The sequence below is a fragment of the Actinomadura spongiicola genome, from assembly GCF_003432485.1.
Lineage (GTDB): Bacteria > Actinomycetota > Actinomycetes > Streptosporangiales > Streptosporangiaceae > Spirillospora > Spirillospora spongiicola.
Genome location: NZ_QVNQ01000009.1, coordinates 251,144 through 277,620, shown reverse-complemented (window position 1 = coordinate 277,620; position 26,477 = coordinate 251,144). Strand labels below are relative to the sequence as shown.

Genomic DNA, 26,477 nt, shown 5'->3' with positions numbered 1-26,477 from the left:
CCCGGCGGCTCCGGCGCATTCAGAGCTCGTACACGACCTCGCCGTCCAGGACGGTCATCCGGACCGGCACCGACGGCAGGGCCTCCGGCTCCACGTCGTCCAAGGCGCCGTCCAGCACGCACAGGTCGGCGACCTTGCCCGGCTCGACGGAGCCCTTCTCCTTCTCGGCGCCGTCCTGCCACGCGGGGGTGATCGTGTACGCGCGCAGGGCCTCGGCGACCGCGAGCCGCTGCGCCGCCCCGCGAACCGAGCCGTCGAGGCCGCGCCGGGTCACCGCGGCCGCCACCCCGGCCCGCCAGTCCGGGGTCAGCACCGGGGCGTCCGAGCTCAGGCACAGCGGCACGCCCGCGTCGAGGGCGTCGCGGGTCGGCCACGCGTCCCGCAGGGCGTCCTCGCCGAGGGCGTCCACGAGCATCGGCTCGGTCGCGACCGGGATCCCGGCCTGCGTGTTCACCCCGATACGGGCGGCGGCGAGGACGGTCAGCGTCCGCGGCGAGAGGAGGTCCCCGTGGATGACGTAGTGCCGCGCGTCCCGCTCGTCCCGGGCGAGCGCCGCCGCGAACGCGTCCGCCACCACCCGGGTCGTGGCGTCGCCGGTCGCGTGCACGCCGATCTGGTGCCCGGCGTCGTGCGCCGCGTCGATCATCGTGCGCAGGGCCCGCTCGCGCTCGGCGTCGGTGTCGCCGTCGACCAGCAACGCGCCGTGGGACCCGTCGGTGTAGGGACGGTCCGTCCAGGCGTTCCGCATCGGCGGGATGCCGTCGGCGAAGATCTTCACGCCCGCGACCCGGAACCGGCCGGGGACGTCCGCGGGCGGGACGAAGTCGCGCAGCCCGGCCAGCAGGTCCTTCGCCGAGCTGCGTCCGTCCAGCTCCCCGAACAGCAGCAGGGCGGTGACCCGGGCCTTGAGCCGGCCCTCCGCGGCGAGTTCGGCGTAGTCCCACAGCGCGGCGGAGCCGAAGCAGCCGGTGGCGCCGTCGTCCTCACCGGGCCCGAGACCGGGCTCGGTGTAACTGGTGATCCCGAACGAGGCGAGCAGGTCCGCGGTGCGCAGCAGGGCCCGGCGGCGGTCCTCGGAGGTCTCCAGCCGGGTCGGCGCGGCGGGGGGCTCGTGCGTGTGGCCGCCGGAACCGGCCAACTGATCCATCAGCAGGTTTGGCCACATCGAGCCGAGCCACATACCGTGCAGGTGCGAGTCGTTGATGCCGGGCAGGACGGACCGCCCGTCCAGCCGAACGACCCGCGTACCCGCTCCCACCAGGGGCGCTATCTCCTCGGCCCCGCCGACGCGGGCGATCCTGCCACCGCGTACGGCGACCGCCTCGGCGACACGATCCCTCGCGTCGACCGTGTGGACCCGTCCACCCGTCAGGACGAGGTCGGCGGGTACGGATTCATCCGGCATATCGTGCTCCAACTCTGGACACCATCGACAAGCTGCAATTAACGTACACGGAATCAGATACGATTTTGGAGTGTCCGACCTGCGGGTTCCGCCCGCGGTCCCGGACACACCGGGCCTTCGGAGGTAAACGATGCCCCTGGATCCCGAGGCGCAGCGGATCATCGACCGCACCCCCGCCGAGGACCCGAACGCGTCGGGGCCGCTCGACGTCATCGCGATACGCGAGGGCTTCAAGCAGATGTTCGTCATGCCCGACGACCTGCCGGAGGTCGGCTCCGTCGCCGACACCACCATCCCCGGCCCCGCCGGGGAGCTGCCCGTCCGCGTCTACACACCGGAGGGCGAGGGCCCGTTCCCCGCGTTCGTCTGGTTCCACGGCGGCGGCTGGACGGTCGGCGGCCTCGACGAGAACGAGTACTCGTGTCGCGCCGTCTGCGCCGCGGCCGACACGGTCGTCATCTCCGTCGACTACCGGCTCGCTCCCGAGAACCCCTTCCCGGCCGCGGCCGACGACGCCTACGCCGCCGTCTCCTGGGTCGCCGCACACGGCGCGGAGATCGGCGCCGACCCCGCCCGGATCGCCGTCGGCGGGGAGAGCGCGGGCGGCAACCTCGCGGCCGTCGCCGCGCTGAAGGCCCGCGACCTCGGCGGCCCGCGGATCGCGCTCCAGGTCCTGGTGTCGCCCGTCCTCGGCCACCCGGACGACGGCCGCCCCTCCTACAGCCTTTACTCGGAGGGCTACTTCCTCTCCAAGTCGAGCATGGACTGGTTCTTCACCACCTACCCGAAGAGCCCCGCCGACCTCGACGACCCCTACCTGCTGCCGCTGCGGTCCGACGACCTGTCGGGCGTCGCCCCGGCCCTGGTCCTCGGCGCGGAGTACGACGTGCTCCGCGACGAGGGCGAGGAGTACGCCGCGCGGCTGAAGGAGGCGGGCGTCGACACCGAGCTCGTCCGCTACGACGGCATCATCCACGCGTTCTTCGGGCCGCTGGCCACCGAGCTGTCGGCCGGCCGGAAGGCCCAGGCCAAGGCGGCCGCCGCGCTCCGCGCCGCGTTCGGGACGGACGGCGAACGATGACCGCGCCGGCCCTCGCGCTGGAGGGCGTCGCCGTGAACCGGGCCGAGGTCCCGGTCGTCCACGATGTCTCCCTGGAGGCCGCCCCGGGCGCCGTCACCGTCGTCCTCGGCGCGAACGGCGCCGGGAAGACGACGCTGATGGACGGCATCGCCGGCCTCGCCCCCGTCAAGTCCGGCACGATCCGGCTGGACGGCACCGCCATCGAGAAGCTCCAGCCCTACAAGCGCGCCCGAGCGGGCCTCGGCTACGTCGAACAGGCCCGCACCACGTTCCGGACGCTCACCGTCGAGCAGAACCTCATCGTCTCCCAGTCGGCCGACGGGGACATCGCGACGGTCTACAAGCTCTTCCCCGAGTTGGAGAAGCGGCGCACCCTCCAGGCCGGGTACCTGTCGGGCGGCGAGCAGCAGATGCTCGTGCTCGGCCGGGCGCTGGTCTCGGCGCCGAAGGTCGTCCTGATCGACGAGATGTCCCTCGGACTCGCCCCGCTGGTGGTGCGCCGGCTGATGTCGACCGTCGGGGAACTGGCGGGCATGGGCATCGCGGTGCTGCTGATCGAGCAGTTCGCGAACCTGGCCCTCGATGTCGGAACCCACGCCTACGTCCTGCGCAAGGGCGGCGTGGTCTTCTCCGGCCCGTGCGAGGAGCTGCGAGGCGACGATGAGCGCCTGCACCGGCTCTACTTCGGCGGGCCGCCCCTCAGCGCCGCCGGAACGGACGCTGCAGACGAGAGCGAGCTCGAATGAACCTGGTTGACAAGCGGGGTCTCGGCACCGGGGTCGGTGCCGCGATCCTCGCGTGCGCGCTGCTCCCGGCGGTGCTGCCGCCGTACTGGATCTATCTGGCGATCAGCGCCGCGATCAGCGCGGTGATCATGCTGAGCTTCGGCGTGATCGTCGGCCGGGCCGGCGTCATGTCGCTGTGCCAGATGTCGTTCGCGGCGATCGGCGCGTGGGTCGTGCTGCGGCTGAACGTCGCGGAGGCGCCGGGCGGCTTCTTCCTGTGGCTGCTGCTCGGCGGCCTCGCCGCGGTGCCCGTCGGCGTCGCGATCGGACTGCCCGCGCTACGGATCCGCGGCGTCAACCTGGCCGTGGTGACGTTCGGGTTCGCGGTGTCCACCGACATCGTGCTGAACGTGAACCCGTTCCCCGGCGCCAAGGACCTGGTCATGCTGGACCGGCCGGCGCCGTTCGACACCGACGGCGGCTACTTCGTCTTCACGGTGATCGTGTTCACCGTGCTGGCCATCGGGCTCGGCATCATCGGCAAGACCCGGCTCGGGCTGTCGTGGTACGAGCTGCGGCACTCCGAGCGGGCCGCCGCCGCCCACGGCATCTCGGTGGCGCGCAGCAAGCTCGCCGCCTTCGCGATCAGCGCGTTCGTCGCCGGCATCGGCGGCGGGCTCCTGGTCGGGCAGCTCAGCCTGGTGGTCCCGCAGAACTTCGCGATGGGCCAGTCCCTGGCGCTGTTCGCCGTCGCCGTCATGATCGGCCCGCACCACCCCGAGGGCGCGGTGATCGGCGGCGTGTTCGGCGCGCTGATGGGGACGCTGATGGAGAAGATCTCCCTGCCGCAGGACTTCGGCGGCGTGCTGTTCGGCGTCGGCGCCCTGCTCGCGCTGCGCAGCGGGCTGAGCCAGACCGACATGACCCGCCTGCGAAAGCGGGAGGTCGACGCCCGCAAACTGCTGAAGGCGGCCGAGGACGCCAAGGACGCGGAGGGCGAGAGCGCCACCGCGCAGGCGGAGGCGCAGGTGGAGGCGGCCGCCGCCGCGCTCGCCGAGGTGCCCGCGCGGCGACCCGTCGGGGACGCCAAGCCGCTGCTGACCGTGCAGGGCCTGACCGTCAAGTTCGGGGAGGTCGTCGCGCTCAACGGCGTCGACGTGACCGTCCCCGAGGGCGGTGTCGTCGGGCTCATCGGCCCGAACGGCGCGGGCAAGTCCACGTTCATCGCGGCGGTCAGCGGCTTCGTCCGCTGCGAGGGCGCGGTGGCGCTGGACGGGCGTCAGCTGGACCGTCTCTCCCCGAACAAGCGGGCCACCCTCGGGCTGCGCCGCACCTTCCAGACGACGGCCATCGCGCCGGAGCTGAGCCAGTACGAGTACCTGACGATCGGCGCGGGGCGGCGGCTGTCGCGCGCCGAGGCGGACGAGCTGCTGGAGTTCTTCGGCTGCCCGCCCGGGCAGGTGCCGGTGTCCATCGTGGACGCCGGAACCCGCCGGCTGCTCGACGTCGCGGCCGCGATCGCGGCACGGCCGAAGGTGGCGCTGCTGGACGAGCCCGCCGCCGGGCAGTCCGCGGCCGAGTCGCTCACGCTCGGCGCCAGGCTTGCGGAGGTCCCCGAGCGCTTCGGGGTCTCGATCCTGCTGGTCGAACACGACATGGAGCTCGTTCAGGCGGTCTGTGAGCAGGTGACCGTCCTGGACTTCGGCAATGTCATCGCCAGCGGCCCCACCGGCGAGGTCCTGGAGGACCCCGCCGTCCGGGCCGCCTATCTCGGCGCCGCGGACGTCCCGGCGACCTGAACGGAATCTGGAGCGGATTCCGTCGTCCATCCCATCCCCATCCCCGCGAAACTAGGTCCACTCGATGAAACGCACTTTCGTTCGCACCTCCGCGATCGCGGCAGCGGCCGCGCTCGCCCTCTCCGTCGCCTCCGGCTGCTCGGACTCCGGCGGGTCCGACGGACCGATCAAGATCGGAGCCATCAACGGCATCACCGGGCTGTTCCAGACCCCCGAGGTGCCCAAGGCCGTCAAGGCCGTCTTCGACGAGGTCAACGCCGCGGGCGGCATCAACGGCCGCAAGATCGAACTGGTCAGCAAGGACGACGCCATGGACCCGGCGCGGTCCAGCCAGGCCGCCCGCCAGCTGATCAAGTCGGAGAACGTCGTCGCGCTGGCGGGTTCGTCCAGCGCCGTCGACTGCGGCGTCAACCGCGCGACCTACTCCAAGGAGAAGATCGTCTCGGTTCCGGCCATCGGCGTGGACCCGGCCTGCTTCACCAGCCCGAACATCGCGCCGGTGAACCCCGGTCCGTACACGCTGACCACGGCGATGCTGTACTACGCGTCCGAGACGCTGAAGCACGACAAGGTCTGTATCGCCTACACCGTGCTGCCCGGCAGCGGCGGCGGCATCGAGAACGCCATCAAGGAGTGGGAGAAGCTCACCGGCAAGACCCTGGCGCACAAGAACCTCGCGGTCGGCCAGGGCGACCCGACCCGCTACCTGGTGGCGATCAAGAACGCCGGCTGCCAGGCCGTGGCCTACAACGCGACCGTCGGACCGTGGTTCCAGCAGGCCAAGACGCAGGGCATGCAGAAGGTCGACTTCATCCTCGCGGCCAACAGCTACAGCGACGCCAACGCCAAGGTGATCCCGCCGGACATGAACGCCTACGCGGGCACCGAGTGGCAGCCGTACACCGACCCGACGCTGCCGGGCAACGACCGCTGGTCGAAGATCGTCACGTCGAACAACATCCAGAAGACCGCGTTCAGCCAGGGCGCCGTCATGTCGGCGGACGTCGTCGTCCAGGTCCTCAAGGGCATCAAGGGCGACATCACCCGCGAGTCGGTGACCAAGGCGTTCAAGGAGATGAAGCCGATCAACTACCCGATGGTCGGTACCCCGTACGTGTTCGGCCCGGGCAACGAGCACAACCCGATCAAGGGCAGCCAGTTCGTCAAGGCGGAGAACGGCGCCTGGAAGGTCCTTCCCGGCGGCTTCACCGTCCCCGCCCCCAAGAAGTAGCCGGTACGCAGCCGGACGCGCGGCCCGCCGCGCGTCCGGCCCCACCCGGAGGAATCCGATGCTCAACTCTGTGATCGCCGGGCTGACCAGCGGCGGCGGTTACGCCCTGCTCGGCCTGTGCGTCGTGCTGACCTACCGGCTCGTCGCCGTGGTCAACTTCGCGATGACGGCCGTCGGCGCCATGGGCGCCTTCGTGATGGTGACGCTCACCGACGAGGGACTGAACGTCTGGCTCGCCCTGCTGATCGGCGCCGCCACCGCCGCGCTGCTGTCCGGTGTGTTCGGCGCGGCGCTCGTCCGCTGGTTCGCGGGGCACCGCGAGGGCACCAAGGCCGCCGTCACGGTGGCGCTGTACGTGGCGTTGACCGCGCTCGGGCTGCGGCTGTTCGGCGGCAACACCACCGGCGCCCGCCAGTTCCCGAACCCGTTCGACGACCCCGTGTTCACGGTCGGCGGCGTCGTCGTCCCCCAGTCGGTGCTGGTGTCGCTCGCGTTCGCGGTGCTCATCACCCTGGGCGTCGGGCTCATGCTGACCCGCACCCGCCTCGGCCTGAAGCTGCAGGCGCTGTCGGAGCGGCCGGGCACCGCCGAGGTCGTCGGCATCCCCGCGCCGCGGCTCGCCGTCGGGGTCTGGGCCGGGGTCGGCGCCATCACCATGCTGGTGATCGTGCTGGTCGCGCCCCGGCTCGGCAGCGACTTCGGCGCGCTGGCCGGCCTGATCAGCACCGCCCTGGCGGTGGCGATGGTCGGCGCGTTCCGCAACCTGCCGCTGACGCTCGCGGGCGGTCTCATCGTGGGCTGCCTGGAGGGCATGTCGTCCTCCCTGGACTCGATCCAGAAGTACCAGGGCGTCGTGCCCTTCCTGGTGATCCTCGTGCTCCTGTGGTGGCGCAGCCGCCGCGAGGTCTGGGACACCGCGCACAGCAGGTAACGAACAACGAGCCCTTCCGGGGGGCCTGGGGGCCGTCCCCCAGGAGAAGAAAGAGGAAAGATGGGTCATCCGACCACCACCAGGGCGGCCGTGCTCCGCGAGCACGGCGAGGACCTGAGCATCGAGGAGCTGCCGCTTCCCGCCGAGTGCGAACCCGGCGCGGCGGTCGTGCGGGTCGACTGCGCCACGCTGTGCGCGACGGACGTGCACCTGTGGTCCGGCGCCATGACGTTCCCGGAGATGCTGCCGATCGTCCTCGGCCACGAGATGATCGGCACCGTCTGCGCGGTCGGCCCCGGCACCCGTGACGCGCTCGGCCAGGACGTCAAGGTCGGCGACCGCATCGGCTGGTCGGAGTCGGTGTGCGGGAGCTGCTACGGGTGCACCATCCTGCGCAACCCCGTCGCGTGCTCGCAGCGCGGCTACGGCTTCCTGCAGCGCGCCGACCGCCCCCCGTACGCGACGGGCGGCCTCGCCGGGCACAACTACGTGACGCCGGGCGCGTTGAAGCTCGTCCTTCCGGACGACGTGAAGGACACCTGGGCGGCGTCGGCGGGCTGCGCGGTCAAGACCGTCCTGCACGCCTTCGAGCGGGCCGGGGGAGTGCGGCCCGGATCGACGGTCGTGGTGCAGGGCGCGGGCGCGCTCGGCATCGTCGCGACGGCCGTGGCCAGCGTGTCGGGCGCCGGCAAGGTCATCACGATCGGCGCGCCGGACGCGCGCCGCGAGCTCGCCCGGCGGTTCGGCGCGGACCTGACCATCGGGCTCGACGGCGACGCCGACTCCCGGGTCGCCGCGGTCATGGAGGCCACGCAGGGACGGGGCGCCGAACTCGTCCTCGACCTCGCGGGCGCGCCGGGCGTCGGCGCCGAGGCCATCGGGATGGCCGCGTTCGGCGGCCGGTTCGTCATCGTCGGCAGCACCGGGTTCCAGACGGAGCCGCTCGCCCTCGGCGCGATCATGGGCAAGCAGCTGGACGTGCTCGGCTCGCTGAACGGCGACGTCGGCGACCTGTACCGCTCGATCGAGTTCCTGCGCCGGTTCCAGGACCGCTTCGCCTGGGACGACCTGTTCGGTCAGCCGGACGGCCTCGCCGGCGCGTCCGCCGCCCTCGCGTCGATGTCGCGGCTGGAGCAGGTCAAGGCCGTCATCAACCCCAACCGATAAGGACACCCCCCACCGTGGTTTCTGAGACCCCCGACCGGAAGGTCCCCCACCGCCGCCTCGGCACGGCGGGCCCGCAGACGTCCGTGCTGTCCCTCGGCTCCTGGCACACCTACGACCGGATGGACTTCGGCGACGCCGTGAAGATGCTGCGGCACGCCATCGACTCCGGCATCAACCTGTTCGACGTCGCCGTCTACGGGATCCCGGGCGTCACCCCGCCGGTGTTCACCGACGTGCTGTTCTCCGCGATGGTCCGCGCCGCCGGGGTCGCCCGCGACGAGTACCTGCTGTCCACCAAGCTGTGGCTGGAGGGCTACCCCGAGCAGTCGATGCGCGACCAGCTCACCAACGCGCTGTTCCGCGTCGGCGCCGAGCACGCGGACGTCGCCGTCCTCGGCGACATCCGCAGCGACGACCTGGACCTCAAGCGGCTCGCCGAGGACCTCGCCGCGCTGGAGAAGGAGGGCCTGCTCGGCTGCTGGGGCGTCAACAACTGGTCGGCGACCGCCATCCGGACGATCCGCGAGCACGCCCTGGCGGCCGGTTCGCCGGGCCCGCAGCTCGCGCAGCTGAAGTACAGCCCGTGCCGGCGTGCCATCCCCGACGGGGAACCGTGGGCGGCCGTCTTCGCCGAGGGCGTGTCCCTTCAGGCGTCGGACGTCCTTGAGGGCGGCATCCTGGCCGGCAAGTCCGGCGAGTCGCGGCAGATCGGCCGCGACCCCGGCGACATCCGCCCGCGCATCCAGGAGGCCGCGAAGGGCCTCGCCACGCTCGCGGCGGACCTCGACGCGACGCCCGCGCAGCTGTGCATCGCGTTCACCCTCACCCACCCGTCCACCAGCACCGTCCTGTTCGGCTCCACGAGCCTGCAGCAGCTCAAGGACAACATCGCGGCGCTGGACGTCCTGGACCGCGTCGGTGCCGAGCGGCTGCGCGAGCTGATGGACCCGTTCTGGGTCGACCGCGACATCGTCGACCCCGAGGGCCCGTAGGCTCCGCGTCCCGTATGCTCGCCGCCCCCTGGGCCCGCCCGCCGGGCGCCCAGGGGGCGGACTTATCGGGCCACAAGGTTGAGTCAGCCTCATCTTCGTGCAGTCCCCGTGCGCAGGGCCATGCCGAGAAGCGTCGGGTTGATCCGGCCCGGCAGGATCTCGGCGACCGTCTCGCCCCGGGGACACCTGGCGTTCAGCGGAAGGCGGCTCGACGAGACCGGAAGCAGATCGAAATCTCCTTCGTGGTCACAGACGCGACCGACATAAAGTCCGCGGAGTAGAAAACGGACGCGAGGCCGTAAAGCGCCGTGGCGCCCGCGATGAGCGTCCCGCTCGCCCAGGACAGGTCCTGAATGGCGGTGGGTGGTTCGTCGAAATGAGTCGGTACAGAGCGAAGTGTAATTTCCCTGTCGCCGCCAGAAAAATCACACCACAGGCCACAGATAGTGGCATCACCCCCCATATGTGCCACGCACGTCACGCCGGATTATCGGACGGCGGAGCTCGGTACGGTGATCGCCGGTCACGGGGCCGCGCGTGTCGTGGGTCCATGGCCGGTGATCTGGTATAAGGCGGCCCGTCCAGCCCGCCGCAAAGCACCCGGATCACGCCATAACGATGCTCCGCCGTGGACGGCATTTCGGACGCGATACCCCATTGGTAAAATGCACGGCGATGCGAGCATTTCGTGAAATGGAACTGCCGCGACACGGCGACCCACCCACCCCCGGGTGACCTCTTGCGCGGGCTTGTTATGATCAGTTCGTCGCAGTGTGAAAACGCGACTCGAAAAAACGGGGGAGATACAATGAAACGCATCGCTCGGGCGGCGGCGGTGACCGGCATGGTCATCGGCGCCAGCCTTCTGGCGGTTCCCGCTGCGTCCGCGGACGGCGGGAAGCCCACCGACATCAACATCAACGTCGGGCCGCAGTACATCATCGAGCAGGGCCCGGGGGACCTCAACTTCAGCCAGGTCGCCGGTTCGCCGCACGCCAAGGTGAACCTGGGGAACAAGCCGGTCAAGACCGGTCCCATCAAGCAGTCCGTGCACGGGAAGAACATCGGCCCGGTCACCATCGAGGTCGAGGGCCCGGAGCAGGACCAGGGTGAGGAAGAGGGCGGCGGCCAGGCCGGCGCCCAGGAAGAGGCCAAGGGCGAGGCCGCGGCCCAGCCCGAGGCGCAGGCCCAGCCCGAGGCCGCGGCTCAGCAGCAGGCGCAGAACAAGCCTGAGGCCGCGGCTCAGCCGGCCGCCGAGGAAGAGGCCGAGGCGGCTCAGCCCGAGGCGGCCCAGCCGGAGGCGGCGCAGGCCCAGCCCGAGGCCGCGGCTCAGCCGACCGCTCAGGAGCAGGCCGAGGCCGCGGCCCAGCCGCAGGCGCAGAACAAGCCTGAGGCCGCGGCTCAGCCGGTCGCTCACGAGCAGCCGGCGGCTCAGCAGGAGGCCGAGGCCGCTCAGCCCGAGGCCGCTCAGCCGGAGGCCGCTCAGCCGGAGGCCGCTCAGGCCCAGCCTGAGGCCGCGGCTCAGCCGCAGGCGCAGAACCAGCCCACGGCCCAGGAGAAGAGCCCGAGCCAGGGGGAGGCGCCGAGCCAGGTTCAGGAGCTGAACCAGGAGCAGGTGCAGAACCACCCTCTGACCGCGGGACACGGCCAGGGCTGATCCCGGCTCCGCGAGGGGTTCGCGGTCGGGAGTGAGCCGGGACCGTCATCACGGATCCTTGCGACGCTGATCGGCCGCACAGCGCAAGTCATGCCCCGCCGACGACAGTCGGCGGGGCATGACTTTCTTCGTTCGCCGTCGCGGGCGTCCCGCCAGGGGTCAGGCGCGGGCGGGACGGCGCCGCGCGGTGGTCTCGCGGGGGATGAGCCGGTGGCTCAGGACGGTGGTCTCGGCGGCGCCCGCGGCGGCCTCCGGGGGAGTGTCGATGATGTGGCGGGCCGCCATGGCGCCCATCTCGTACAGCGGGAGGCTGACCGTGGTCAGGCCGACGAACCGGGAGACCCGCAGGTCGTCGATGCCCGCCACGGAGATCTCGCCCGGCACGTCGATGTGCGCCTGCCGCAGCGCGCTGAGCGCGCCGACCGCGGCCTCGTCGTTGACCGCGACGACGGCGTCGGGCAGCGGCGGATGCGCGATGAGCCGCATGGCGGCGGCGTGCCCGGCCTCGAAGTCGAAGCCGCCGGGGAGGCACTGCGCGCCGTCGGCGAGGTCGGCGTTCTCCATGCAGGCGAGGAAACCGTCGCGGCGCTGCTGAGTGGCGACCATCCCCTCCGGCCCCTCGATGAACGCGATCCGGCGGTGGCCCAGCGAGATGAGATAGTCGGTGACGTCGTACGCGGCGGCGCGGGCGTCGGCGGCGATGACCCGGCACCCGATGTCGCGGGCGGTGAGCGACACGGCGTGGATGCCCTGCTCCTGCGCCTGGCGGACCGCCTTGGCGAGCTCCGGCTCACGCGGGTCGTCGACATACCCGCTACCCGCGAAGATCAGCCCCGCGGCGCGGTAGTCGCGCATGGTCCGCACCCGGGTGATCTCCGTGGTGGTGCGGCGGTCGACGTTGCACAGCATGGTGACGTAACCGGCGCGGCTGGCCACGTCGTCCACCCCGCGGGCGATGACGGAGAAGTACGGGTTGACGATGTCGCTCACGAGCACACCCATCAGCCGGCTGCTGCGCGAGACCAGCGCGCGGGCGAGCGCGCTGGGCGAGTAGCCCAGCTCCTCGGCCACGGCGATGACCCTGGCACGGGTCTTGGCGGAGATCGGGTGACTGGATCCGGTCAGCACCCGTGACGCGGTGGAGACCGACACCCCCGCCGCCTGGGCGACGTCTACGAGTGAGCTCACGGCCACCCCCTCTAGGAGAACGTTTGCCCAATTATGGCATGGCGCACTGGTGGCAGCAACGGATTCACGGCCCTCCAGACGCAGTCATTCCGGGCTCTTCCTTGACATTTCTGTGGTACGCCTCACTATCATGCGGCTCAAGGCATACGTTTGCCTAGTCGATTACCTCGGGTTTCCCAAGGGAAGCCGGGGAGCGGCGCGATCTTGAAGGAGGAGGCTGTGGACGCCTGGACTCATCTCAGACGGTTCGCCGCGCTCGCGACCCTCGTCAGCCTGGCCGCGTGCGGAGGAGGCGGCGGCGGGGGCGCGGCCGACACCAAGGGGAACGGAAAACTCTCGTTCAAGGTGGCGATCACCGAACCGGACATCACCACCGTCCCGATCCTCGCCGCGCTCGACGACCTTCGCGGGCAGGGTCACGACGTCAAGGTCGTCGAACTGGCCGAGCCCGAACTGTCCATCGAGGGGCTGGCCAAGGGCGACTACGCCCTCTCGGCCGAGGCGACCAGCGCCGCCCTCCTCGCGGTGGAGCGCAAGGCCCCCATCAAGATCATCGCTGATGCCATCGGCAACCAGTGGGCGGTCTACGGCAAGCCCGGCATCTCCTCCTGCGACCAGCTCGACGGCAACCCGTTCGGGATCTTCAGCGAGGGCGCGACCGCGACCGCGATGGTCAAGGAGTGGGTGAAGGCCAACTGCTCGTCGGGCAAGCGGCCCAAGTACCTGACGATCGGCGGCTCCGACGTGCGCGCCCAGGCCCTGGTCAGCGGCCGGATCGACGCGACGGCGCTGGAGGTCTCCGACGTGGTCGCGCTGGAGTCCAAGGGCGGCAGGTTCGCGAAGATCGCGGACTTCGCGGAGAGCCTGCCGGACCTGCGTCCGCAGACCGTCTACGCCAACAGCGGCTTCATCAAGGAGCACAAGGACGTGACACAGGCGCTGGTGACCGCGCTGGTCCGCCAGCACACGAAGATCAACGCCGATCCGCGGTACCTGGTGCAGCTGGCCGCCAAGTACCTGCCGGACGAGGACGGCGCCGACATGACGAAGGTCGCGGAACGGTACGTCCAGGCGCGGTTGTTCGACGCCGCCGCCCTCACGGAGAAGAACGTCCAGGGCACCATCGAATTCTTCGTCCGGGCCGGAGTGATCAAGAAGGGCATGAGCGCGAAGGACGCGGCCGACCTGACGTTCGTCCAGGCGGCCCGATGACGGCCACGACGACGTCCCGGCCACCACGCCGGTCGGGGACGCGGGGCGGTCGCACCGGCCCGCGCCCGGCGCGGCGTCCGGGAGTTCTGCGGCGGGTCGCCGACCGGAACCTGCCGTACCAGGTGCTCACGTTCGTCGTCTTCGCGGCGGGCTGGGAGCTGTACGCCCGCGGTCAGGGCGGCCTGCTCATCCCCAGCTTCACCGAGACCGTCGAGGCGACCGTCGAGATGCTCGGCAGCGCGGAGCTGTGGCGGGCGATGTACGTCAGCAACCAGGCGCTCGTCATCGGGTTCGCCGTCACCGTCGTCGCGGGCGTGCCGCTCGGCATCCTGCTCGGCCGGTTCCGCGGGCTGGAGCGGCTGGCGGACGTGTACCTCAACATCCTGCTGGTCACCCCGATGGCGGCGATCATCCCGCTGCTGGTGATGTCGGTGGGCTTCGGGCTCGCCTCGCGGGTCATCCTCGTCACGATCTTCTCGATCGTGATGGTGGTGGTGAACGCCCGCGCAGGGGTCCGGCAGGTGGATCCGTCGCTCATCGAGATGGCACGTTCCTTCGGGGCGGACGAACGTGCCGTCTGGACGCGGGTCCTGCTGCCCGGCGCGCTGCCGGCGATCATGACGGGCGTCCGGCTGGGCCTCGGCCGCGCGGTCACCGGCATGGTCATCGTCGAGCTGCTCATGGTCTCCGACGCGCTCGGCGGGCTGATCCTGGAGTACCGCGGCCTGTTCCAGGCGCCGCTCCTGTACGGCACCATCGTGATCATCCTGGCGGAGGCGCTGCTGCTGATCTCCATGGCGCGGTGGGCCGAACGCAAACTGACCCGATGGGCCCAGACCACCACCGCTAGGAGCGTTCGATGATCGAAATCCGCGAACTGCGCAAGACCTACGTCGGCCAGGACGGCGGTCTCGTCGAGGCGCTGCACGACGTCGACCTCGACGTCCGTCCCAACGAGTTCCTCACCGTGCTCGGGCCGAGCGGCTGCGGGAAGACCACGCTGCTGAAGTGCGTCGCGGGCCTCATCCCCTGGGACGACGGCGACATCCTCATCGACGGCACGCCGGTGCGCGGGCCGGGCCCCGACCGCAGCATGGTGTTCCAGAACTTCGCGTTGCTGCCGTGGGCGACCGTGCTGGACAACGTGGCCTTCGGGCTCCGGATGCGCGGTGTCGGACGCGCCGAGCGCGAGGAGCGCGCCCGCGTCCTCATCAAGAAGGTGGGGCTGGCGGGCTTCGAGACCAAGCGGCCCGGTGAGCTGTCCGGCGGTATGCAGCAGCGCGTCGGGCTGGCCCGGGCCCTCGCCGTCCAGCCGCAGGTGCTGCTCATGGACGAGCCCTTCGGCGCCGTCGACGAGCAGACCCGCCGCCTGCTCCAGGAGGAACTGCTGTCCATCTGGGAGGAGCACCGGCTGACCGTCGTCTTCATCACCCACAGCATGGAGGAGGCGGTGCTGCTCGGTGACCGCGTGGTCCTGATGAGCGCCCGGCCTGGCCAGATCGCCGAGATCGTTCCGGTTCCGTTGGAACGGCCGCGGTCCAGCGACGTGGGCGCACTGGAACGTTCCGGTCAGTACGTCGAGATCACCGCGTACCTGTGGGACCGGCTGCGCGACATGCACGAGGAGCACCGTCCGGCGAAGGCGGCCGGATGAGCGCGCTCGCACAACGCCGCGGCCACTCCGCGCGGGCGCGCGGTCGCCTGTCCTGGCGGAGCCTGCCCGCCGCGCCGGTCAGCCTGGGCGCCGCCGCGGCGGCCTGGGAACTGGTCGGGCAGGTGGCGAACGCGTCGTTCTTCCCGCCGCTGACCACGGTGCTGGGCCGGCTGGTCGACATGGCGTCCAGCGGGCTGATCTTCAGCAGCCTGCGCGACAGCCTGATCAACCTGCTGCTGGGCTTCGCGATCTCGCTCTTCGGCGGCCTGGCCATCGGGGTGGCCATGGGCCGCTACCGCAAGGTTGAGGCCGCCCTCGGCGTCTACGTCTACGCGCTGCTCACCGCGCCGTCCCTGGTCTTCGCGCCGATCTTCTTCTCGCTGCTCGGCGAGGGACGCGGCTCGATCGTCGCCGTCGTCGTCATGTACTCGATGTTCGTCATGATCATCAATACGGCGTCGGCGATCCAGGGCGTGCCGGCGCATCTGCCGGAGATGGCACGTTCCTACGGGGCGGGCGAGGGACAGGTGCTGTTGCGCGTCCTGCTGCCCGCCGCCGCACCCATGATCATGGCCGGTGTCCGGCTCGGCGTCGGACGGGCCGTCACCGGAATGATCAACGGCGAGATGTTCATCGCCGTCGTCGGCCTGGGACGGGTCGTGACCCAGGCGGGCGGACGCTTCGACAGCGCCAGCGTCCTGGCGGTGCTCCTGGTGATCATCGCCGTCGCGTTGGGCGCGGTGGCCCTGGTGCAGGCCGTCGACCGCAGGATCACCCGCTGGGTGCCGAAGACCGCACGAGGAGACCGATGAAGATCGACGCCTACAGCCACATCCTGCCCGCGCCGTACTTCGCGCGGATGCGGGAGCTCGCCGACCCGGCCGCGTTCAAGCGCTGGCTGGAACTGCCCGCGCTGCACGACCTCGATGAGCGGCTGCGGATCATGGACGAGTTCGGCGAGGGCTACCAGCAGATCCTCACACTGTCCTCACCGCCGATCGAGCTGCTCGCCGGTCCGGGCGAGTCCCCGGCGCTGGCGCGGCTCGCCAACGACTCGATGCGCGAGTTGTGCGAGAAGCATCCCGACCGGTTCCCGGCCTTCGTCGCGTCCCTGCCGATGAACGACCCGGACGCCGCGCTCGTGGAGCTGAAGTTCGCGATCGACGAGCTCGGCGCCCGAGGCGTGCAGGTGTTCACCAACGTGAACGGGCGTCCCCTGGACGATCCGGCGTTCGCCGCCGTGTTCGCGGAGATGGCCGCCCGTGACCTGCCGGTCTGGATGCATCCGGCCCGCACCCCCGCGTTCGCCGACTACGCCACCGAGAACTCCTCGCAGTTCGAGATCTGGTGGGCGTTCGGCTGGCCGTACGAGACGAGCGCCGCCATGGCCCGGCTCGTGTTCTCCGGCCTGTTCGAGCGGCATCCCGACCTCAAGGTCATCACCCATCACATGGGCGCGATGATCCCGTACCTGGAGGGCAGGATCGGGATCGGCTGGGGTCCCCAGCTCGGCAGCCGGACGTCCGGCGCGGCCTACGAGCGGCTGCGGAACGCCCCGCGGCGGCCGCTCGAACACTTCCGGAAGTTCTACGCCGACACCTCGCTGTCCGGCTCCGACATCGGAACCCGGTGCGGCCTGGAGTTCTTCGGCGCGGACCACGTCGTGTTCGGCACCGACTGCCCGTTCGACCCGGAGGGAGGCCCGCTGTACATCCGGGAGACGATCCGCGTCCTCGACGCCCTCGACATCGCCGAGGACGCGCGGGACCGGATCTACCACGGCAACATCCGCGAGATGATGCGGCTCTCCGACGGGTGACCTCGTTGTAACGACGTGCCGTCGTCCCGGTGGCTCGGGTCGGCGGCACGTCCCTTCGCCATGGGCGGACACCAACGGTAAGCGGTTTCACTTCTGGTCACCGGCGAGGTATGCAGGGGAGAGGACTCGCGTTCGAGGAGGCGAGTTGTAAGCGCTTACGGATTCCGCCACGATATTGCGGACCGTACCCGGGAGGAAGCGACACCCATGGCCGACCGCAACCTGGTCCGACTGCAGGACGTCGCCGCGCACGCGGGCGTCTCGATCGCGACGGCGTCGCGGATGCTCAGCGACCCGAACTACGGCGGACGGGCCGGGCTCCGCGAGCGGGTGCTCGCCGCGGCGGCCGAGCTGGGGTACCGGGCGAACCCGCACGCCCGCGCACTCGCCACCTCGTCGTCGAGCAGTGTCGGACTCGTCGTCCACGACGTCCGCGACAGTTACTTCGCCCTGCTCAGCGGCGGGGTCATGTCGGTGGCCGACCGCGAGGACCTCCTGGTCAACATGGTGTGCACCTACCGCGACCCGGCGCGCGAGCTCGAATACGTCAAGTTGCTCGTCCACCAGCGGGTCCGGGCGCTCATCCTCACCGGCAGCGCGTTCCGCGACACCGTGCACAACGCCGCCATGCGCGCCGAGCTGCGCGCCTACCAGGAGTCCGGCGGCTCGGTCGTCTCGGTGACCCGTGGCCGCGACGTCGGCCACCTCGTCCAGATCGACAACGCCGCCGCCATGCGCGAGCTGGCCGCCGCGATGGTGAAGCTCGGGCACACCTCGTTCGGCGTGATCGCGGGCCCGCTGCGGCTGCTGACCGTCCGCGACCGCCTGCAGGGGCTGAAGCAGGGTCTGAAGGACCACGGCATCGTGCTGCGCCGCGACGACATCGTCCACCCCGACCTGTCCCGCGAGGGCGGGCAGTCCGCCGCGCAGTCGCTGATGAGCCGCCGGAACCCGCCGCGCTGTCTGATGGCCGTCGCCGACGTCCTGGCGCTCGGCGCGATGTCGTGGCTGCGCTCGGCCGGGATCGTCGTCCCGGACGAGGTGTCGGTGACCGGGTTCGGCGGCCTGCCCGCGGCGATCGACGCGGTGCCGTCGCTGACCACGGTGGAGATCCCCCTGGAGCGGGTGGGGGAGACGGCGATGGATCTCGCGCTGCGTCCCGCGTCCCCCCGGCACGTGGTGGAGATCGAGGGCACGCTCGCCCTCCGCGAGAGCGCCACCCCGCCCGCCTGACGCGGCCTGTCGCCCCCCCCGCCTGAGGCTGGCATACCGCCGCGCCTGCCCGTGGCGGGCATGCCGATGCGCCCGGCGAGCGACGCTGCTCACCGGGCGCACCGGCCGTCCTCAGGGCAGGACGTGGTGGGGGAAGCCCGCGACGACGGCCCCGAGGACGTCGTCGGGATCCCGTGCCCACACCTTCTCGTTGAAGATCTCGACCTCGATCGGTCCCGTGAACCCGGCGGCGTCGACGGCCCGGGTGATCGCGGGGATGTCGATCGCGCCGTCGCCGGGCAGCCCGCGCCCGAACGTCGGGTGCGGCTGCGGCACCAGCCAGTCGCACACCTGGTAGCCGATGATCCGGTCGCCCGCGCGGGCCAGCGCCGCGTCGAGCCCGGGATCCCACCACACGTTGTAGGTGTCGACCGCGAGCCCGACGTGCGCGGGGTCGAACCGCTCGACGATGTCGAGCGACTGGTCGAGGGTGACCGTGACCGACCGTTCGGCGCACATCATCGGGTGCAGCGGCTCGACCGCGAGCCGCACGCCCGCCGACGCCGCGTACGGCACCAGCTCGGCGATCCCCTCCACGACGGCGGCACGCGACCGGGCCAGGTTCAGGTCATCGTGGACGCCCCCGCTCACCATGTAGAGCACGTCCGCGCCGATCGCGGCCGTCAGGTCCACGGCACGGCGGTTGGCGTCGTGGTCGAGCCCCCCGCCGTCCGGGTTCTTTCCAGTGAAGAACCCGGCCCGGCACATGCTGGACACCCGCACGCCATGGTCGCGCAGCAGCGCCGCCGCCCGCTCCGGGCCGTACTCCTCGACGGGGCCGACCCAGGCGCCGATCCAGCCGATCCCATGCCGGGCGAGCCCGCGCACGGTCTCCTCGAAGGACCATGCCTTCACCGTGATCTGGTTGATGGAGAGCCGTTCGACGCTCACGTTCCGCTCCTCGCTGACGTGCCGCTCCCCGCGACCACGGCGTCCCTTCCGTCGATGCCCGCGGTCGCGAGCACGGCGCGCATGCGGGCGACCGCGAGGTCGACGTCCTCGATGAGGCCCGCCCGGTCGGCGAGCCGGAACAGGCGCGCGAGATGGCCGATCGACCGGGCGCCCTGGTGCCCGCCGAGCATGACGAAGTGCGGCTGGAGGCCGCGCAGGTAGGCCAGGAACACGACGCCGGTCTTGTAGTGGTACGTCGGGGCCTCGAAGATCGCCCGGGACAGCGGTACGGTCGGCGCCAGCACGCGGTCGAAGCCCGCCGCGTCGCCCTCGTCCAGCAGGGCGAGGGCCTCGGCCGCCAGCGGCGCGATCGCGTCGAAGATCCCCAGCAGGGCGTCGCTGTGCTCCTGGTCGTCGCCCCTGATCAGCTCGGGGTAGTTGAAGTCGTCCCCGGTGAACATCGTCGTCCCGGCGGGGAGCCGGCGGCGCAGGGCGACCTCCCGCTCGGCGTCGAGCAGGGAGATCTTGATGCCGTCGACCGACCTCGCGTACTCCGTGATCAGTTGGACGACGGTGTCGGCGGCCGTGTCGAGGTCGGCGGTGCCCCAGTAGCCCGCCAGCCGCGGGTCGAACATGTCGCCGAGCCAGTGCAGGATCGCGGGCCGGGTCAGCGAGCCGAGGACCGTCCCGTACACCGACAGGTAGTCGTCGGCCGAACGCGCCGTGCGGCACAACGCCCGGCTGGCCATCAGCACGACCCGGCCGCCCGCGTCCTCGATCCACCGGCACTGGCGGAGGTAGGAGCGCTCGATCTCGGCGAGGGTGACGGGCCGGTCGTCCGGGAGGTCGTCGGTGCCGGCGCCGCACACGATGGCGGCGCCGCGTCCCACCGCCTCCCGGCACGACCGCTCGATCAGCTCCCGGACGAGCCCGTGCGGCAGCCCCATGCCGCGTTGCGCGGTGTCCATCGCCTCCGCGACGCCCAGCCCGAGGTCCCACAGGTGGTGCCGGAACCGCAGTGTCGCGTTCCAGTCGACGGCCGGGTCGAGCGCCGGGTCGACGGTGGCGAGCGGGTCGGCCACGACGTGCGCGGCCGCGTAAGCCCTGCGGGTGCGCGCCGCGTCCCGGCGGCTCGGCAACGGCCGCGGCGCGCCGCGTAGCGTGTACTTCTCCAGCCTGGTGCCGGCGGGCAGCAGCAGCGAGGTCACGCCGACCCGACCGTCAGCTCGGGCACGTCGACCCAGCGGCGCTCGCGCGACGACCGCAACGCAAGCTCGGCGAGCTGGACGCCCTTGGCGCCTTCCAGCAGGTCCCAGCCGAACGGCGCGTCCTCGACCACATGCCGCAGGAACATCTCCCACTGGACGCGGAACGCGTTCTCGAACTCCTCGTTGTCGGGCACCCGCAGCCAACCCGCCCGGAAGTCGATCGGGTTCGGGATGTCGGGGTTCCACACCGGCATCGGCGTGTTGGCCCGGGACTGCGCCCGGCACTCGCGCAGCCCGGCGATCGCGCTGCCGTGCGTGCCGTCGAGCTGCCACTCGCCGATCTCGTCGCGGTAGGGGCGGGTGGCCCAGGACGTCGTGAACTGGGCGGTGACTCCGTTCTCCAACTCGAACAGGCCGTAGGCGGCGTCCTCGGCGGTGGAGTCGTAGGGCCGGTCGTCCTCGTCCCAGCGCTTCGGAATGTGGATGGCGCTGTGGCACAGGACCGACTTGATCGGCGAGACGACGTTGTCGATCAGGTACCGCCAGTGCGGATACATGTCCAGGATGAGGCCGCCGCCGTCCTCGCTGCGGTAGTTCCACGACGGGCGGTTGAGGTGCTGCCAGTCGCCCTCGAACACCCAGTAGCCGAAGTTCAGCCGGAAGCTCAGCATCGTGCCGAAGAAGCCCCCGTCGATGAGCCTCTTCAGCTTGCGGATGCCGGGCAGGAACAGCTTGTCCTGGACGACGCCGTGCTTGACCCCGGCCGCGTCGGCGAGCCGGGCGAGTTCGAGCGCCTCGTCGAGCGACACCGCCGTCGGCTTCTCGCAGAAGATGTGCTTGCCCGCCGCGATGGCCTTGCGCACCGCTTCGGCCCGCCGCTGCGTCGTCTGCGCGTCGAAGTAGATCGTGTCGTCGTCGTTGGCGAGGGCCTCGTCGAGGTCGGTCGTCCAGCGGTCGACGCCGTAGCGCCGGGCGAGGTCCTCCAGCTTCGCGGGGTTGCGTCCGACGAGGATGGGGTCGAGGACGAGCCTGCGGCCGTCCCGGAGGACGAGGCCGCCCTGGTTCCGGATCGCCACGATCGAACGGTCGAGGTGCTGGCGCGTCCCCATCCGTCCGGTGACGCCGTTCATGATGATGCCGATGCGCACCTGATCCATGAGTACCTCCCTGGATTTCTGTAAGCGCTTTCTATTTCATGGAATTCGGGACTGTCAAGGCGCGGCGGCCGAGGAGACCCGCGGCGGTACCGCCCAGAACGTCGCCGCGCTGGGCCTGCGACAGGCCGGGAGCCGTCGCCACCGCCGCGACCGCCTCGGGGTCGCCGGTGGGGAACGGATAGTCGCTGCCGAGCAGCACGTGGTCGCTCCCGGCGAACTCGACGAGCCACGCCAGTGACGTCGCCGAATGGGTGAGCGAGTCGTAGTAGAGCCGCCGCAGGGCCATGCTCGGCGGCACCCGGTCATCGGACCAGTCGGCCCGGAGCCGGGCGATCGCGTCGAGCCTTCCGGCCTGGTAGGGCAGGAACCCGCCCCCGTGGACGACGCACAGCCGCAGATCGGGAAAGCGGTCGAGGACACCCGTGAGGATCATCGCGGCGACGGCCGCCGTCGACTGCGCGGGATTGTCCACGATGTCGCCGAGCCGGTCGGTGTGCAGGCACGCCGGGGACGCCGCCCGCCAGGGATGTAGCAGCACCAGCGCGCCCGTGTCCGACGCGGCCTTCCAGAGCGGGTCCCAGCGCGCGTCGTCCAGCCGGGGACCGGGCCCGCCCACGGCCAGCTCGCCACCGGCGAAGCCGGGCCGGGCCGCCGCCCGCCTGAGCCGAACCGCCGCCGCCTTGGGATCGTGCCGGTCGAGGAGGACCAGCCCCATCAGCCGGTCGGGGCGCGTCGCCACGACCGCGGCCATGGCCTCGTCCAGGACGTTCAGGAACGCGGTGGCCGCGGCCGGGTCGAGCTCGTCCGGGCTCAACTCCAGCCACGGCGAGACGACCTGGACGTCCACACCGGTTCGGTCCATCTCCGCGATGCGGGACCGCACGTCGGTGAGGGCCTCCGGGACGGGCGGCGTCAACCGCGCGCCGAACCTGAGGCGCAGGTCGTCGGTGAGGTCGGGTGGTTTCAGCTCGGCGAGCAGGGCCGCCGGGACGGCGTGCGCGTGGACGTCGACGACGCGTCCGCCGCCCGTGGCCGGATGGGGGCTTGAAGTGGTCATCACGCTGTGAGATGGTAACGGAAAATTGAAAGCGCTTACAAAGAACGAGGTGGGGCATGTCGGAGCGAAACGGGTCGGGCCCGCTGTACGGCCGGGTGGTGGCGGTGACCGGCGGCGGCCGGGGCCTCGGCCGGTCGATCGCGCTGGCCGCCGCGGCCGCCGGAGCCGACGTCGCGATCGCCTACCGGGACAGCGAGGCCGGGGCGAAGAGCGTCGCCGACGAGGCCCGCGCCCTCGGCGTCGACGCGGACGTCCACCGCTGCGACGTCACCGACCGCGCCCAGGTGTTCGGGTTCGTCGCGGCGGTGGAGCGACGGTTCGGCCGGCTCGACGGCCTGGTCAACAACGCCGGCATCATGCCCGAGACACCGTTCCTGGACGTCACCCCTGAGGAGTGGGACCGCGTCATCGCCACCGATCTGACCGCGGCGTTCCACGCGAGCCAGGCGGTGCTGCCCGGAATGCTGGAGCGCGGGTCGGGCTCCATCGTGAACATCGCGTCCCGCCTCGGCCTGGTCGGCTGGCCCGGCGTAGCGCACTACGCCGGCGCCAAGGCCGGGTTGATCGCGCTAGCCAAGTCGATCTCCCGCGAGTTCGGGCAGCGCGGGATCCGCGCGAACTGCGTGGCGCCCGGCGTCACCAACACCGACATGGGCCGGACCGTGATGGAGGGCGAGGTCGGCCGCAAACGCATGGCCGAGCTGCCGCTGGGCCGGTTCGGCGAACCCGAGGAGGTCGCCGACTGCGTCGTCTTCCTGCTGTCGGACGCGTCCGCGCTCCTCCTCGGCCAGACCCTCAACCCCAACAGCGGAGGGCTGATGCCATGAGCCCCGCCATCGGAACCGTCGACGACGCGCTCGCCCTCGTCCGCGACGGCGACGCCGTCTGGGTCGGCGGCTCGGGCGCCGGACACGGCGTGCCACAGGCGTTCATCGACGCGCTCGCGGAGCGGTTCCGCGCCACCGGCCACCCCCGCGACCTGACCACCGTCCGCGTCGTCGGCGTCGGCGACTTCGCCGACAAGGGGTTTTCCCAGCTGGGCCTGCCCGGCCTCGCCCGCCGGACGATCGGCAGCAACATCGGCAACGAACCCCGGCTCGGCGCCCTGGTCGCCGACGGCGCCCTGGAGGCGTACTCGCTGCCGCAGGGCGTCCTGTCGGCACTGTGCCGCGACATGGCCGCCGGACGCCCCGGCCACCTCACCCACGTCGGCCTCGGCACCTACGTCGACCCGCGGCAGACGGGCGGCAAGCAGAACGCCCGCACCACCGAGGACCTGGTCGAGGTCGTCGAACTGGCCGGACGGGAGTGGCTGCTGTACCACGCGTTGCCCATCGACCTGGTCGTCCTGCGAGCCACCACGGCCGACGAGGACGGCAACCTCACGTTCGAACACGAACCGATCCTCGGCGACACGCTCGCGCTGGCGATGGCCGCGCACAACAACGGCGGCAAGGTCGTCGTCCAGGTCGAACGGCTCGCGGCGCGGCGCTCGCTGCGCCCGGCGGACGTCCGCGTCCCCGGCGCCCTGGTCGACCTCGTCTACGTGGACGCCGCGCAACGCCAGACCTACGCGACCGCGCACTCTCCGTACTACTCGGGGGAACTGCGAGCCCCCTCAGTCTCCGTCGCCGCCTCGCCCCTGAACGTCCGAAAGGTCATCGCGAGGCGTTCCCTCATGGAGTTCCACCGCGGCGACATCTGCAACCTGGGCTTCGGCATCTCGCAGCAGATCGGCTCCATAGCCGCCGAGGAAGGCGTCTCGGACGCGCTGACCCTCACCGTCGAGCAGGGCATCTTCGGCGGTGTCCCGGCGTTCGGCGGCGACGGCGGCGCCGGATACGACTACCAGGCCCGGCTGGAACAACCGTCGATGTTCGACTTCTACGACGGCGGCGGACTCGACATCGCCAGCCTGTCGTTCGCGCAGGTCGACCGGCGCGGAAACGTCAACGTCCACGCGTTCGACGACCGTCCACGCGGCCCCGGCGGCTTCATCAACATCAGCACCAAGACCAAACGCCTCTGCTTCGTCGGCACCTTCACCGCGGGCGGCCTCCGAGTAGCCGTCGAGGACGGAACGCTCACCATCCTCAACGAGGGCCGGCACCGCAAGTTCATCAACGCCGTCAACGAGATCAGCTTCAACGGGCGCCTGGCGGCGGAGAAGGGACAGTCCGTCCGGTACATCACCGAACGCGCCGTGTTCGAGTTGACGCCCTCCGGGCTCGCGCTGATCGAGGTCGCCCCCGGCATCGACGTGGAGAAGAACGTCCTGGCCCACATGGACATCGAACCCGCCGTCCCCGCCCGGCCCGCCCTGATGGACCCGCGACTGTTCACCGCCGCGCCGATGGGCCTGGCCGCCGACCTCACCGAGAAAGGCACCGCCCCATGACCGACCTCGTCCGCGTCGTCCCCGGGCCGTGCACGGAAATCGTCCTGGACAACCCGCCCCTGAACGTCGTGTCCCGCGAACTGACACGACAACTACGCGCCGCGCTCCACACGGTGGCCCGCGACCCCGAGGTCCGGGCGGTCGTCGTGCACGGCGCCGGAGGCAAGGCCTTCTGCGCCGGTTCCGACATCGCCGAGTTCCACGACCTGCACGGCCGGGTCGCCGAGGACAAGCTGCTCCTGGAACGGCTGGTCTACCGCCAGCTCGCCACGCTCCCGGTGCCGACCGTCGCCGCGATCGAGGGCCACGCCCTCGGCGGCGGCCTAGAACTGGCCCTGTGCTGCGACTTCCGGATCGCGACCCGCCGATCCAAGCTCGGCATGCCGGAGCTGAAACTCGGCGTGACCCCGGGCAGCGGCGGAACCCAACGACTGCCGAGGATCATCGGCCTCGCCCGCGCCAAGGAGATGATCCTGCTCGGCGAGCCGATCGACGCCGCCCACGCCCTCGCCATCGGCCTGGTCACCCGCGTCGTCGACCCCGGACAGGCCGTCGACGCCGCCCGCGAGATGGCCGAAACACTCGCCTCCCGCGGCCCCGTCGCGATGCGCGTCGCGAAACACCTCCTCGACCTCTCCACCGAAACGGCACTGGAAGACGGCCTCGCCCACGAACTCGACGGCTCGGAGACGGTCTTCGCGACCGACGACATGCTGGAGGGCGCGGCGGCCTTCCTGGCCAAGCGCCCGGCCCGATTCACCGGCCGATGACCCCGAACGGCAAGGAGAACACCATGCGCACGGTCGCCCTCTTCGGCAACCCCCTGCGACGCCGCCACTCCGCGGTCATGCACAACGCCGCGTTCGCCGCCGCCGGCGTAGACGCCCGATACGAACTACGCGAAGTCGACGAGCAAGGCCTAACCGAACAGGTCGCCGAGGCCCGCCGCGACAACTGGATGGGCTTCCAGATCACCGCCCCCTACAAACTCCTCGTCATGGACCTTCTAGACGAAATCGAACCCGACGCCCGCGCGATCGGCGCGGTCAACAGCGTCGCCGCCGAAGACAACCGCCTCATCGGCTTCAACACCGACGTCACCGGCTTCCTGGCGGGCGTCCACGCCTGCCTCAACGGCGACGTGAAGGGACGGTCCGTGGTCGTCGCGGGCTCGGGCGGCGTAGGCCACGCCGCCGCCTACGGCCTCGCCACCGCAGGCGTAGGAGCCCTCACCGTCCTGGACCTGGACGCCGACATGCCACGCCGCCTCGCCGACGACCTAGGCGACGCCGCCGAAATCGAACCCCTAACGTTCGACGACCCCCGCGCCCGCGACCGACTGACGAACGCCGACCTGTTCGTCAACGCGACGTCCGTCGGCATGCTGTCCCCGGGCCCCGTCATCGACGTCGACGTCCTCGACCCGTCCGCGGCCGTGTTCGACGTCGTGTACATCCCGGCGGAGACCGAACTGGTCCGCCGGGCCCGGGCCCGCGGAATGCGGGCGTCGAACGGCGATGGGATGCTGGTCGCGCAGGCCGCCGCCGCATGGTGCCGGTGGACGGGCCTGCCCGATCCGACCGAGACCATGCGGCGGGCCGTCGCCCCGCTGCTCGCTTAGGGAGACGCCCGA

24 protein-coding genes are annotated in these 26,477 nt (G+C 71.2%); 18 read left to right on the top strand and 6 right to left on the bottom strand.

What is annotated here, in order from left to right:
* Positions 1–19: 19 nt before the first annotated feature.
* Positions 20–1,405 (bottom strand): amidohydrolase, encoded by a 1,386-nt coding sequence (locus D0T12_RS27360; protein ID WP_117402923.1) that lies wholly within the window; start codon positions 1,403–1,405, stop codon positions 20–22.
* A gap of 130 nt (positions 1,406–1,535) precedes the next feature.
* Here D0T12_RS27360 and D0T12_RS27355 point away from each other — a divergent pair, with 130 nt between their 5' ends.
* The 8 genes from D0T12_RS27355 (at position 1,536) to D0T12_RS35565 (ending at position 10,988) form a co-directional block, all read left to right on the top strand.
* Positions 1,536–2,486, top strand: coding sequence for an alpha/beta hydrolase (locus D0T12_RS27355; protein WP_117402921.1), 951 nt, complete (start codon positions 1,536–1,538; stop codon positions 2,484–2,486).
* Entirely contained in the window at positions 2,483–3,232 is a 750-nt protein-coding gene (locus D0T12_RS27350; protein WP_117402919.1) for an ABC transporter ATP-binding protein, read from the top strand. The genes D0T12_RS27355 and D0T12_RS27350 overlap by 4 nt, the downstream gene beginning before the upstream one ends.
* Complete coding sequence (locus D0T12_RS27345) at positions 3,229–5,010, top strand: branched-chain amino acid ABC transporter ATP-binding protein/permease (protein ID WP_117402917.1); 1,782 nt, start codon at positions 3,229–3,231, stop codon at positions 5,008–5,010. The genes D0T12_RS27350 and D0T12_RS27345 overlap by 4 nt, the downstream gene beginning before the upstream one ends.
* Positions 5,011–5,074: 64 nt before the next feature.
* Positions 5,075–6,241 carry an ABC transporter substrate-binding protein gene (locus D0T12_RS27340; RefSeq protein ID WP_117402915.1) on the top strand — a complete coding sequence of 389 codons (1,167 nt, stop codon included), beginning with the start codon at positions 5,075–5,077 and terminating at the stop codon, positions 6,239–6,241.
* A gap of 58 nt (positions 6,242–6,299) precedes the next feature.
* Complete coding sequence (locus D0T12_RS27335; RefSeq protein WP_117402913.1) at positions 6,300–7,172, top strand: branched-chain amino acid ABC transporter permease; 873 nt, start codon at positions 6,300–6,302, stop codon at positions 7,170–7,172.
* Between the two features lie 60 nt (positions 7,173–7,232).
* Positions 7,233–8,339, top strand: a complete 1,107-nt coding sequence (locus D0T12_RS27330; RefSeq protein ID WP_117402912.1) for a zinc-binding dehydrogenase — start codon at positions 7,233–7,235, stop codon at positions 8,337–8,339.
* A 14-nt stretch (positions 8,340–8,353) separates the two neighbouring features.
* The gene (locus D0T12_RS27325) at positions 8,354–9,331 is read left to right on the top strand and encodes an aldo/keto reductase (protein WP_117402910.1); all 978 of its coding nucleotides are present in this window, start codon (positions 8,354–8,356) and stop codon (positions 9,329–9,331) included.
* Positions 9,332–10,139: 808 nt separating this feature from the next.
* Positions 10,140–10,988: a hypothetical protein gene (locus tag D0T12_RS35565; protein ID WP_158581648.1), complete on the top strand. Its 849-nt coding sequence runs from the start codon at positions 10,140–10,142 to the stop codon at positions 10,986–10,988.
* 159 nt (positions 10,989–11,147) lie between these two features.
* Here D0T12_RS35565 and D0T12_RS27310 read toward each other — a convergent pair whose 3' ends face one another.
* Complete coding sequence (locus tag D0T12_RS27310; protein ID WP_117403023.1) at positions 11,148–12,176, bottom strand: LacI family DNA-binding transcriptional regulator; 1,029 nt, start codon at positions 12,174–12,176, stop codon at positions 11,148–11,150.
* Positions 12,177–12,395: 219 nt separating this feature from the next.
* On the opposite strand from D0T12_RS27310, the gene D0T12_RS27305 reads away from it, so the two are divergent.
* The 6 genes from D0T12_RS27305 to D0T12_RS27280 all read left to right on the top strand — a co-directional run bounded on the left by D0T12_RS27305 (position 12,396) and on the right by D0T12_RS27280 (position 18,094).
* On the top strand, positions 12,396–13,388 hold the full coding sequence (locus tag D0T12_RS27305; protein WP_117402906.1) for an ABC transporter substrate-binding protein: 993 nt from the start codon (positions 12,396–12,398) through the stop codon (positions 13,386–13,388).
* Positions 13,385–14,251, top strand: coding sequence for an ABC transporter permease (locus D0T12_RS27300; RefSeq protein ID WP_117402905.1), 867 nt, complete (start codon positions 13,385–13,387; stop codon positions 14,249–14,251). The genes D0T12_RS27305 and D0T12_RS27300 overlap by 4 nt, the downstream gene beginning before the upstream one ends.
* Positions 14,248–15,042, top strand: coding sequence for an ABC transporter ATP-binding protein (locus tag D0T12_RS27295; protein ID WP_117402903.1), 795 nt, complete (start codon positions 14,248–14,250; stop codon positions 15,040–15,042). Before D0T12_RS27300 ends, D0T12_RS27295 begins: the two co-directional genes overlap by 4 nt.
* Positions 15,039–15,854, top strand: coding sequence for an ABC transporter permease (locus D0T12_RS27290; protein ID WP_117402901.1), 816 nt, complete (start codon positions 15,039–15,041; stop codon positions 15,852–15,854). Before D0T12_RS27295 ends, D0T12_RS27290 begins: the two co-directional genes overlap by 4 nt.
* Positions 15,851–16,861 carry an amidohydrolase family protein gene (locus D0T12_RS27285; protein ID WP_117402899.1) on the top strand — a complete coding sequence of 337 codons (1,011 nt, stop codon included), beginning with the start codon at positions 15,851–15,853 and terminating at the stop codon, positions 16,859–16,861. Before D0T12_RS27290 ends, D0T12_RS27285 begins: the two co-directional genes overlap by 4 nt.
* A 207-nt stretch (positions 16,862–17,068) precedes the next feature.
* A complete protein-coding gene (locus D0T12_RS27280) occupies positions 17,069–18,094 on the top strand; it encodes a LacI family DNA-binding transcriptional regulator (RefSeq protein WP_117402897.1) in 1,026 nt (341 codons plus the stop codon).
* Between the two features lie 111 nt (positions 18,095–18,205).
* Here D0T12_RS27280 and D0T12_RS27275 read toward each other — a convergent pair whose 3' ends face one another.
* From D0T12_RS27275 to D0T12_RS27260, 4 genes are read right to left on the bottom strand one after another with little or no spacing between them, the layout of a single operon-like run.
* Positions 18,206–19,024: a sugar phosphate isomerase/epimerase family protein gene (locus tag D0T12_RS27275; RefSeq protein ID WP_117402895.1), complete on the bottom strand. Its 819-nt coding sequence runs from the start codon at positions 19,022–19,024 to the stop codon at positions 18,206–18,208.
* Complete coding sequence (locus D0T12_RS27270) at positions 19,021–20,232, bottom strand: dihydrodipicolinate synthase family protein (protein WP_117402893.1); 1,212 nt, start codon at positions 20,230–20,232, stop codon at positions 19,021–19,023. Before D0T12_RS27270 ends, D0T12_RS27275 begins: the two co-directional genes overlap by 4 nt.
* Complete coding sequence (locus D0T12_RS27265; RefSeq protein ID WP_117402891.1) at positions 20,229–21,389, bottom strand: Gfo/Idh/MocA family protein; 1,161 nt, start codon at positions 21,387–21,389, stop codon at positions 20,229–20,231. The genes D0T12_RS27270 and D0T12_RS27265 overlap by 4 nt, the downstream gene beginning before the upstream one ends.
* A gap of 31 nt (positions 21,390–21,420) precedes the next feature.
* The gene (locus D0T12_RS27260) at positions 21,421–22,446 is read right to left on the bottom strand and encodes an amidohydrolase family protein (protein WP_117402889.1); all 1,026 of its coding nucleotides are present in this window, start codon (positions 22,444–22,446) and stop codon (positions 21,421–21,423) included.
* Between the two features lie 56 nt (positions 22,447–22,502).
* Between D0T12_RS27260 and D0T12_RS27255 the strand changes: the two genes are divergently transcribed.
* From D0T12_RS27255 to D0T12_RS27240, 4 genes are read left to right on the top strand one after another with little or no spacing between them, the layout of a single operon-like run.
* Positions 22,503–23,273 carry an SDR family NAD(P)-dependent oxidoreductase gene (locus D0T12_RS27255; RefSeq protein ID WP_117402887.1) on the top strand — a complete coding sequence of 257 codons (771 nt, stop codon included), beginning with the start codon at positions 22,503–22,505 and terminating at the stop codon, positions 23,271–23,273.
* The gene (locus D0T12_RS27250) at positions 23,270–24,844 is read left to right on the top strand and encodes an acyl CoA:acetate/3-ketoacid CoA transferase (RefSeq protein WP_117402885.1); all 1,575 of its coding nucleotides are present in this window, start codon (positions 23,270–23,272) and stop codon (positions 24,842–24,844) included. The genes D0T12_RS27255 and D0T12_RS27250 overlap by 4 nt, the downstream gene beginning before the upstream one ends.
* On the top strand, positions 24,841–25,614 hold the full coding sequence (locus tag D0T12_RS27245) for an enoyl-CoA hydratase/isomerase family protein (protein ID WP_117402883.1): 774 nt from the start codon (positions 24,841–24,843) through the stop codon (positions 25,612–25,614). Before D0T12_RS27250 ends, D0T12_RS27245 begins: the two co-directional genes overlap by 4 nt.
* Before the next feature lie 23 nt (positions 25,615–25,637).
* Positions 25,638–26,465: a shikimate dehydrogenase family protein gene (locus tag D0T12_RS27240; RefSeq protein WP_158581647.1), complete on the top strand. Its 828-nt coding sequence runs from the start codon at positions 25,638–25,640 to the stop codon at positions 26,463–26,465.
* Positions 26,466–26,477: the final 12 nt, after the last annotated feature.

What these genes read in the sequence shown, in the direction of transcription:
- D0T12_RS27360 (WP_117402923.1), bottom strand. Translation starts at nt 1,405, where the DNA reads ATGCCGGATGAATCCGTACCCGCCGACCTCGTCCTGACGGGTGGACGG.
- D0T12_RS27355 (WP_117402921.1), top strand. Translation starts at nt 1,536, where the DNA reads ATGCCCCTGGATCCCGAGGCGCAGCGGATCATCGACCGCACCCCCGCC.
- D0T12_RS27350 (WP_117402919.1), top strand. Translation starts at nt 2,483, where the DNA reads ATGACCGCGCCGGCCCTCGCGCTGGAGGGCGTCGCCGTGAACCGGGCC.
- D0T12_RS27345 (WP_117402917.1), top strand. Translation starts at nt 3,229, where the DNA reads ATGAACCTGGTTGACAAGCGGGGTCTCGGCACCGGGGTCGGTGCCGCG.
- D0T12_RS27340 (WP_117402915.1), top strand. Translation starts at nt 5,075, where the DNA reads ATGAAACGCACTTTCGTTCGCACCTCCGCGATCGCGGCAGCGGCCGCG.
- D0T12_RS27335 (WP_117402913.1), top strand. Translation starts at nt 6,300, where the DNA reads ATGCTCAACTCTGTGATCGCCGGGCTGACCAGCGGCGGCGGTTACGCC.
- D0T12_RS27330 (WP_117402912.1), top strand. Translation starts at nt 7,233, where the DNA reads ATGGGTCATCCGACCACCACCAGGGCGGCCGTGCTCCGCGAGCACGGC.
- D0T12_RS35565 (WP_158581648.1), top strand. Translation starts at nt 10,140, where the DNA reads ATGAAACGCATCGCTCGGGCGGCGGCGGTGACCGGCATGGTCATCGGC.
- D0T12_RS27300 (WP_117402905.1), top strand. Translation starts at nt 13,385, where the DNA reads ATGACGGCCACGACGACGTCCCGGCCACCACGCCGGTCGGGGACGCGG.
- D0T12_RS27295 (WP_117402903.1), top strand. Translation starts at nt 14,248, where the DNA reads ATGATCGAAATCCGCGAACTGCGCAAGACCTACGTCGGCCAGGACGGC.
- D0T12_RS27290 (WP_117402901.1), top strand. Translation starts at nt 15,039, where the DNA reads ATGAGCGCGCTCGCACAACGCCGCGGCCACTCCGCGCGGGCGCGCGGT.
- D0T12_RS27285 (WP_117402899.1), top strand. Translation starts at nt 15,851, where the DNA reads ATGAAGATCGACGCCTACAGCCACATCCTGCCCGCGCCGTACTTCGCG.
- D0T12_RS27280 (WP_117402897.1), top strand. Translation starts at nt 17,069, where the DNA reads ATGGCCGACCGCAACCTGGTCCGACTGCAGGACGTCGCCGCGCACGCG.
- D0T12_RS27265 (WP_117402891.1), bottom strand. Translation starts at nt 21,389, where the DNA reads ATGGATCAGGTGCGCATCGGCATCATCATGAACGGCGTCACCGGACGG.
- D0T12_RS27260 (WP_117402889.1), bottom strand. Translation starts at nt 22,446, where the DNA reads ATGACCACTTCAAGCCCCCATCCGGCCACGGGCGGCGGACGCGTCGTC.
- D0T12_RS27255 (WP_117402887.1), top strand. Translation starts at nt 22,503, where the DNA reads ATGTCGGAGCGAAACGGGTCGGGCCCGCTGTACGGCCGGGTGGTGGCG.
- D0T12_RS27250 (WP_117402885.1), top strand. Translation starts at nt 23,270, where the DNA reads ATGAGCCCCGCCATCGGAACCGTCGACGACGCGCTCGCCCTCGTCCGC.
- D0T12_RS27245 (WP_117402883.1), top strand. Translation starts at nt 24,841, where the DNA reads ATGACCGACCTCGTCCGCGTCGTCCCCGGGCCGTGCACGGAAATCGTC.
- D0T12_RS27240 (WP_158581647.1), top strand. Translation starts at nt 25,638, where the DNA reads ATGCGCACGGTCGCCCTCTTCGGCAACCCCCTGCGACGCCGCCACTCC.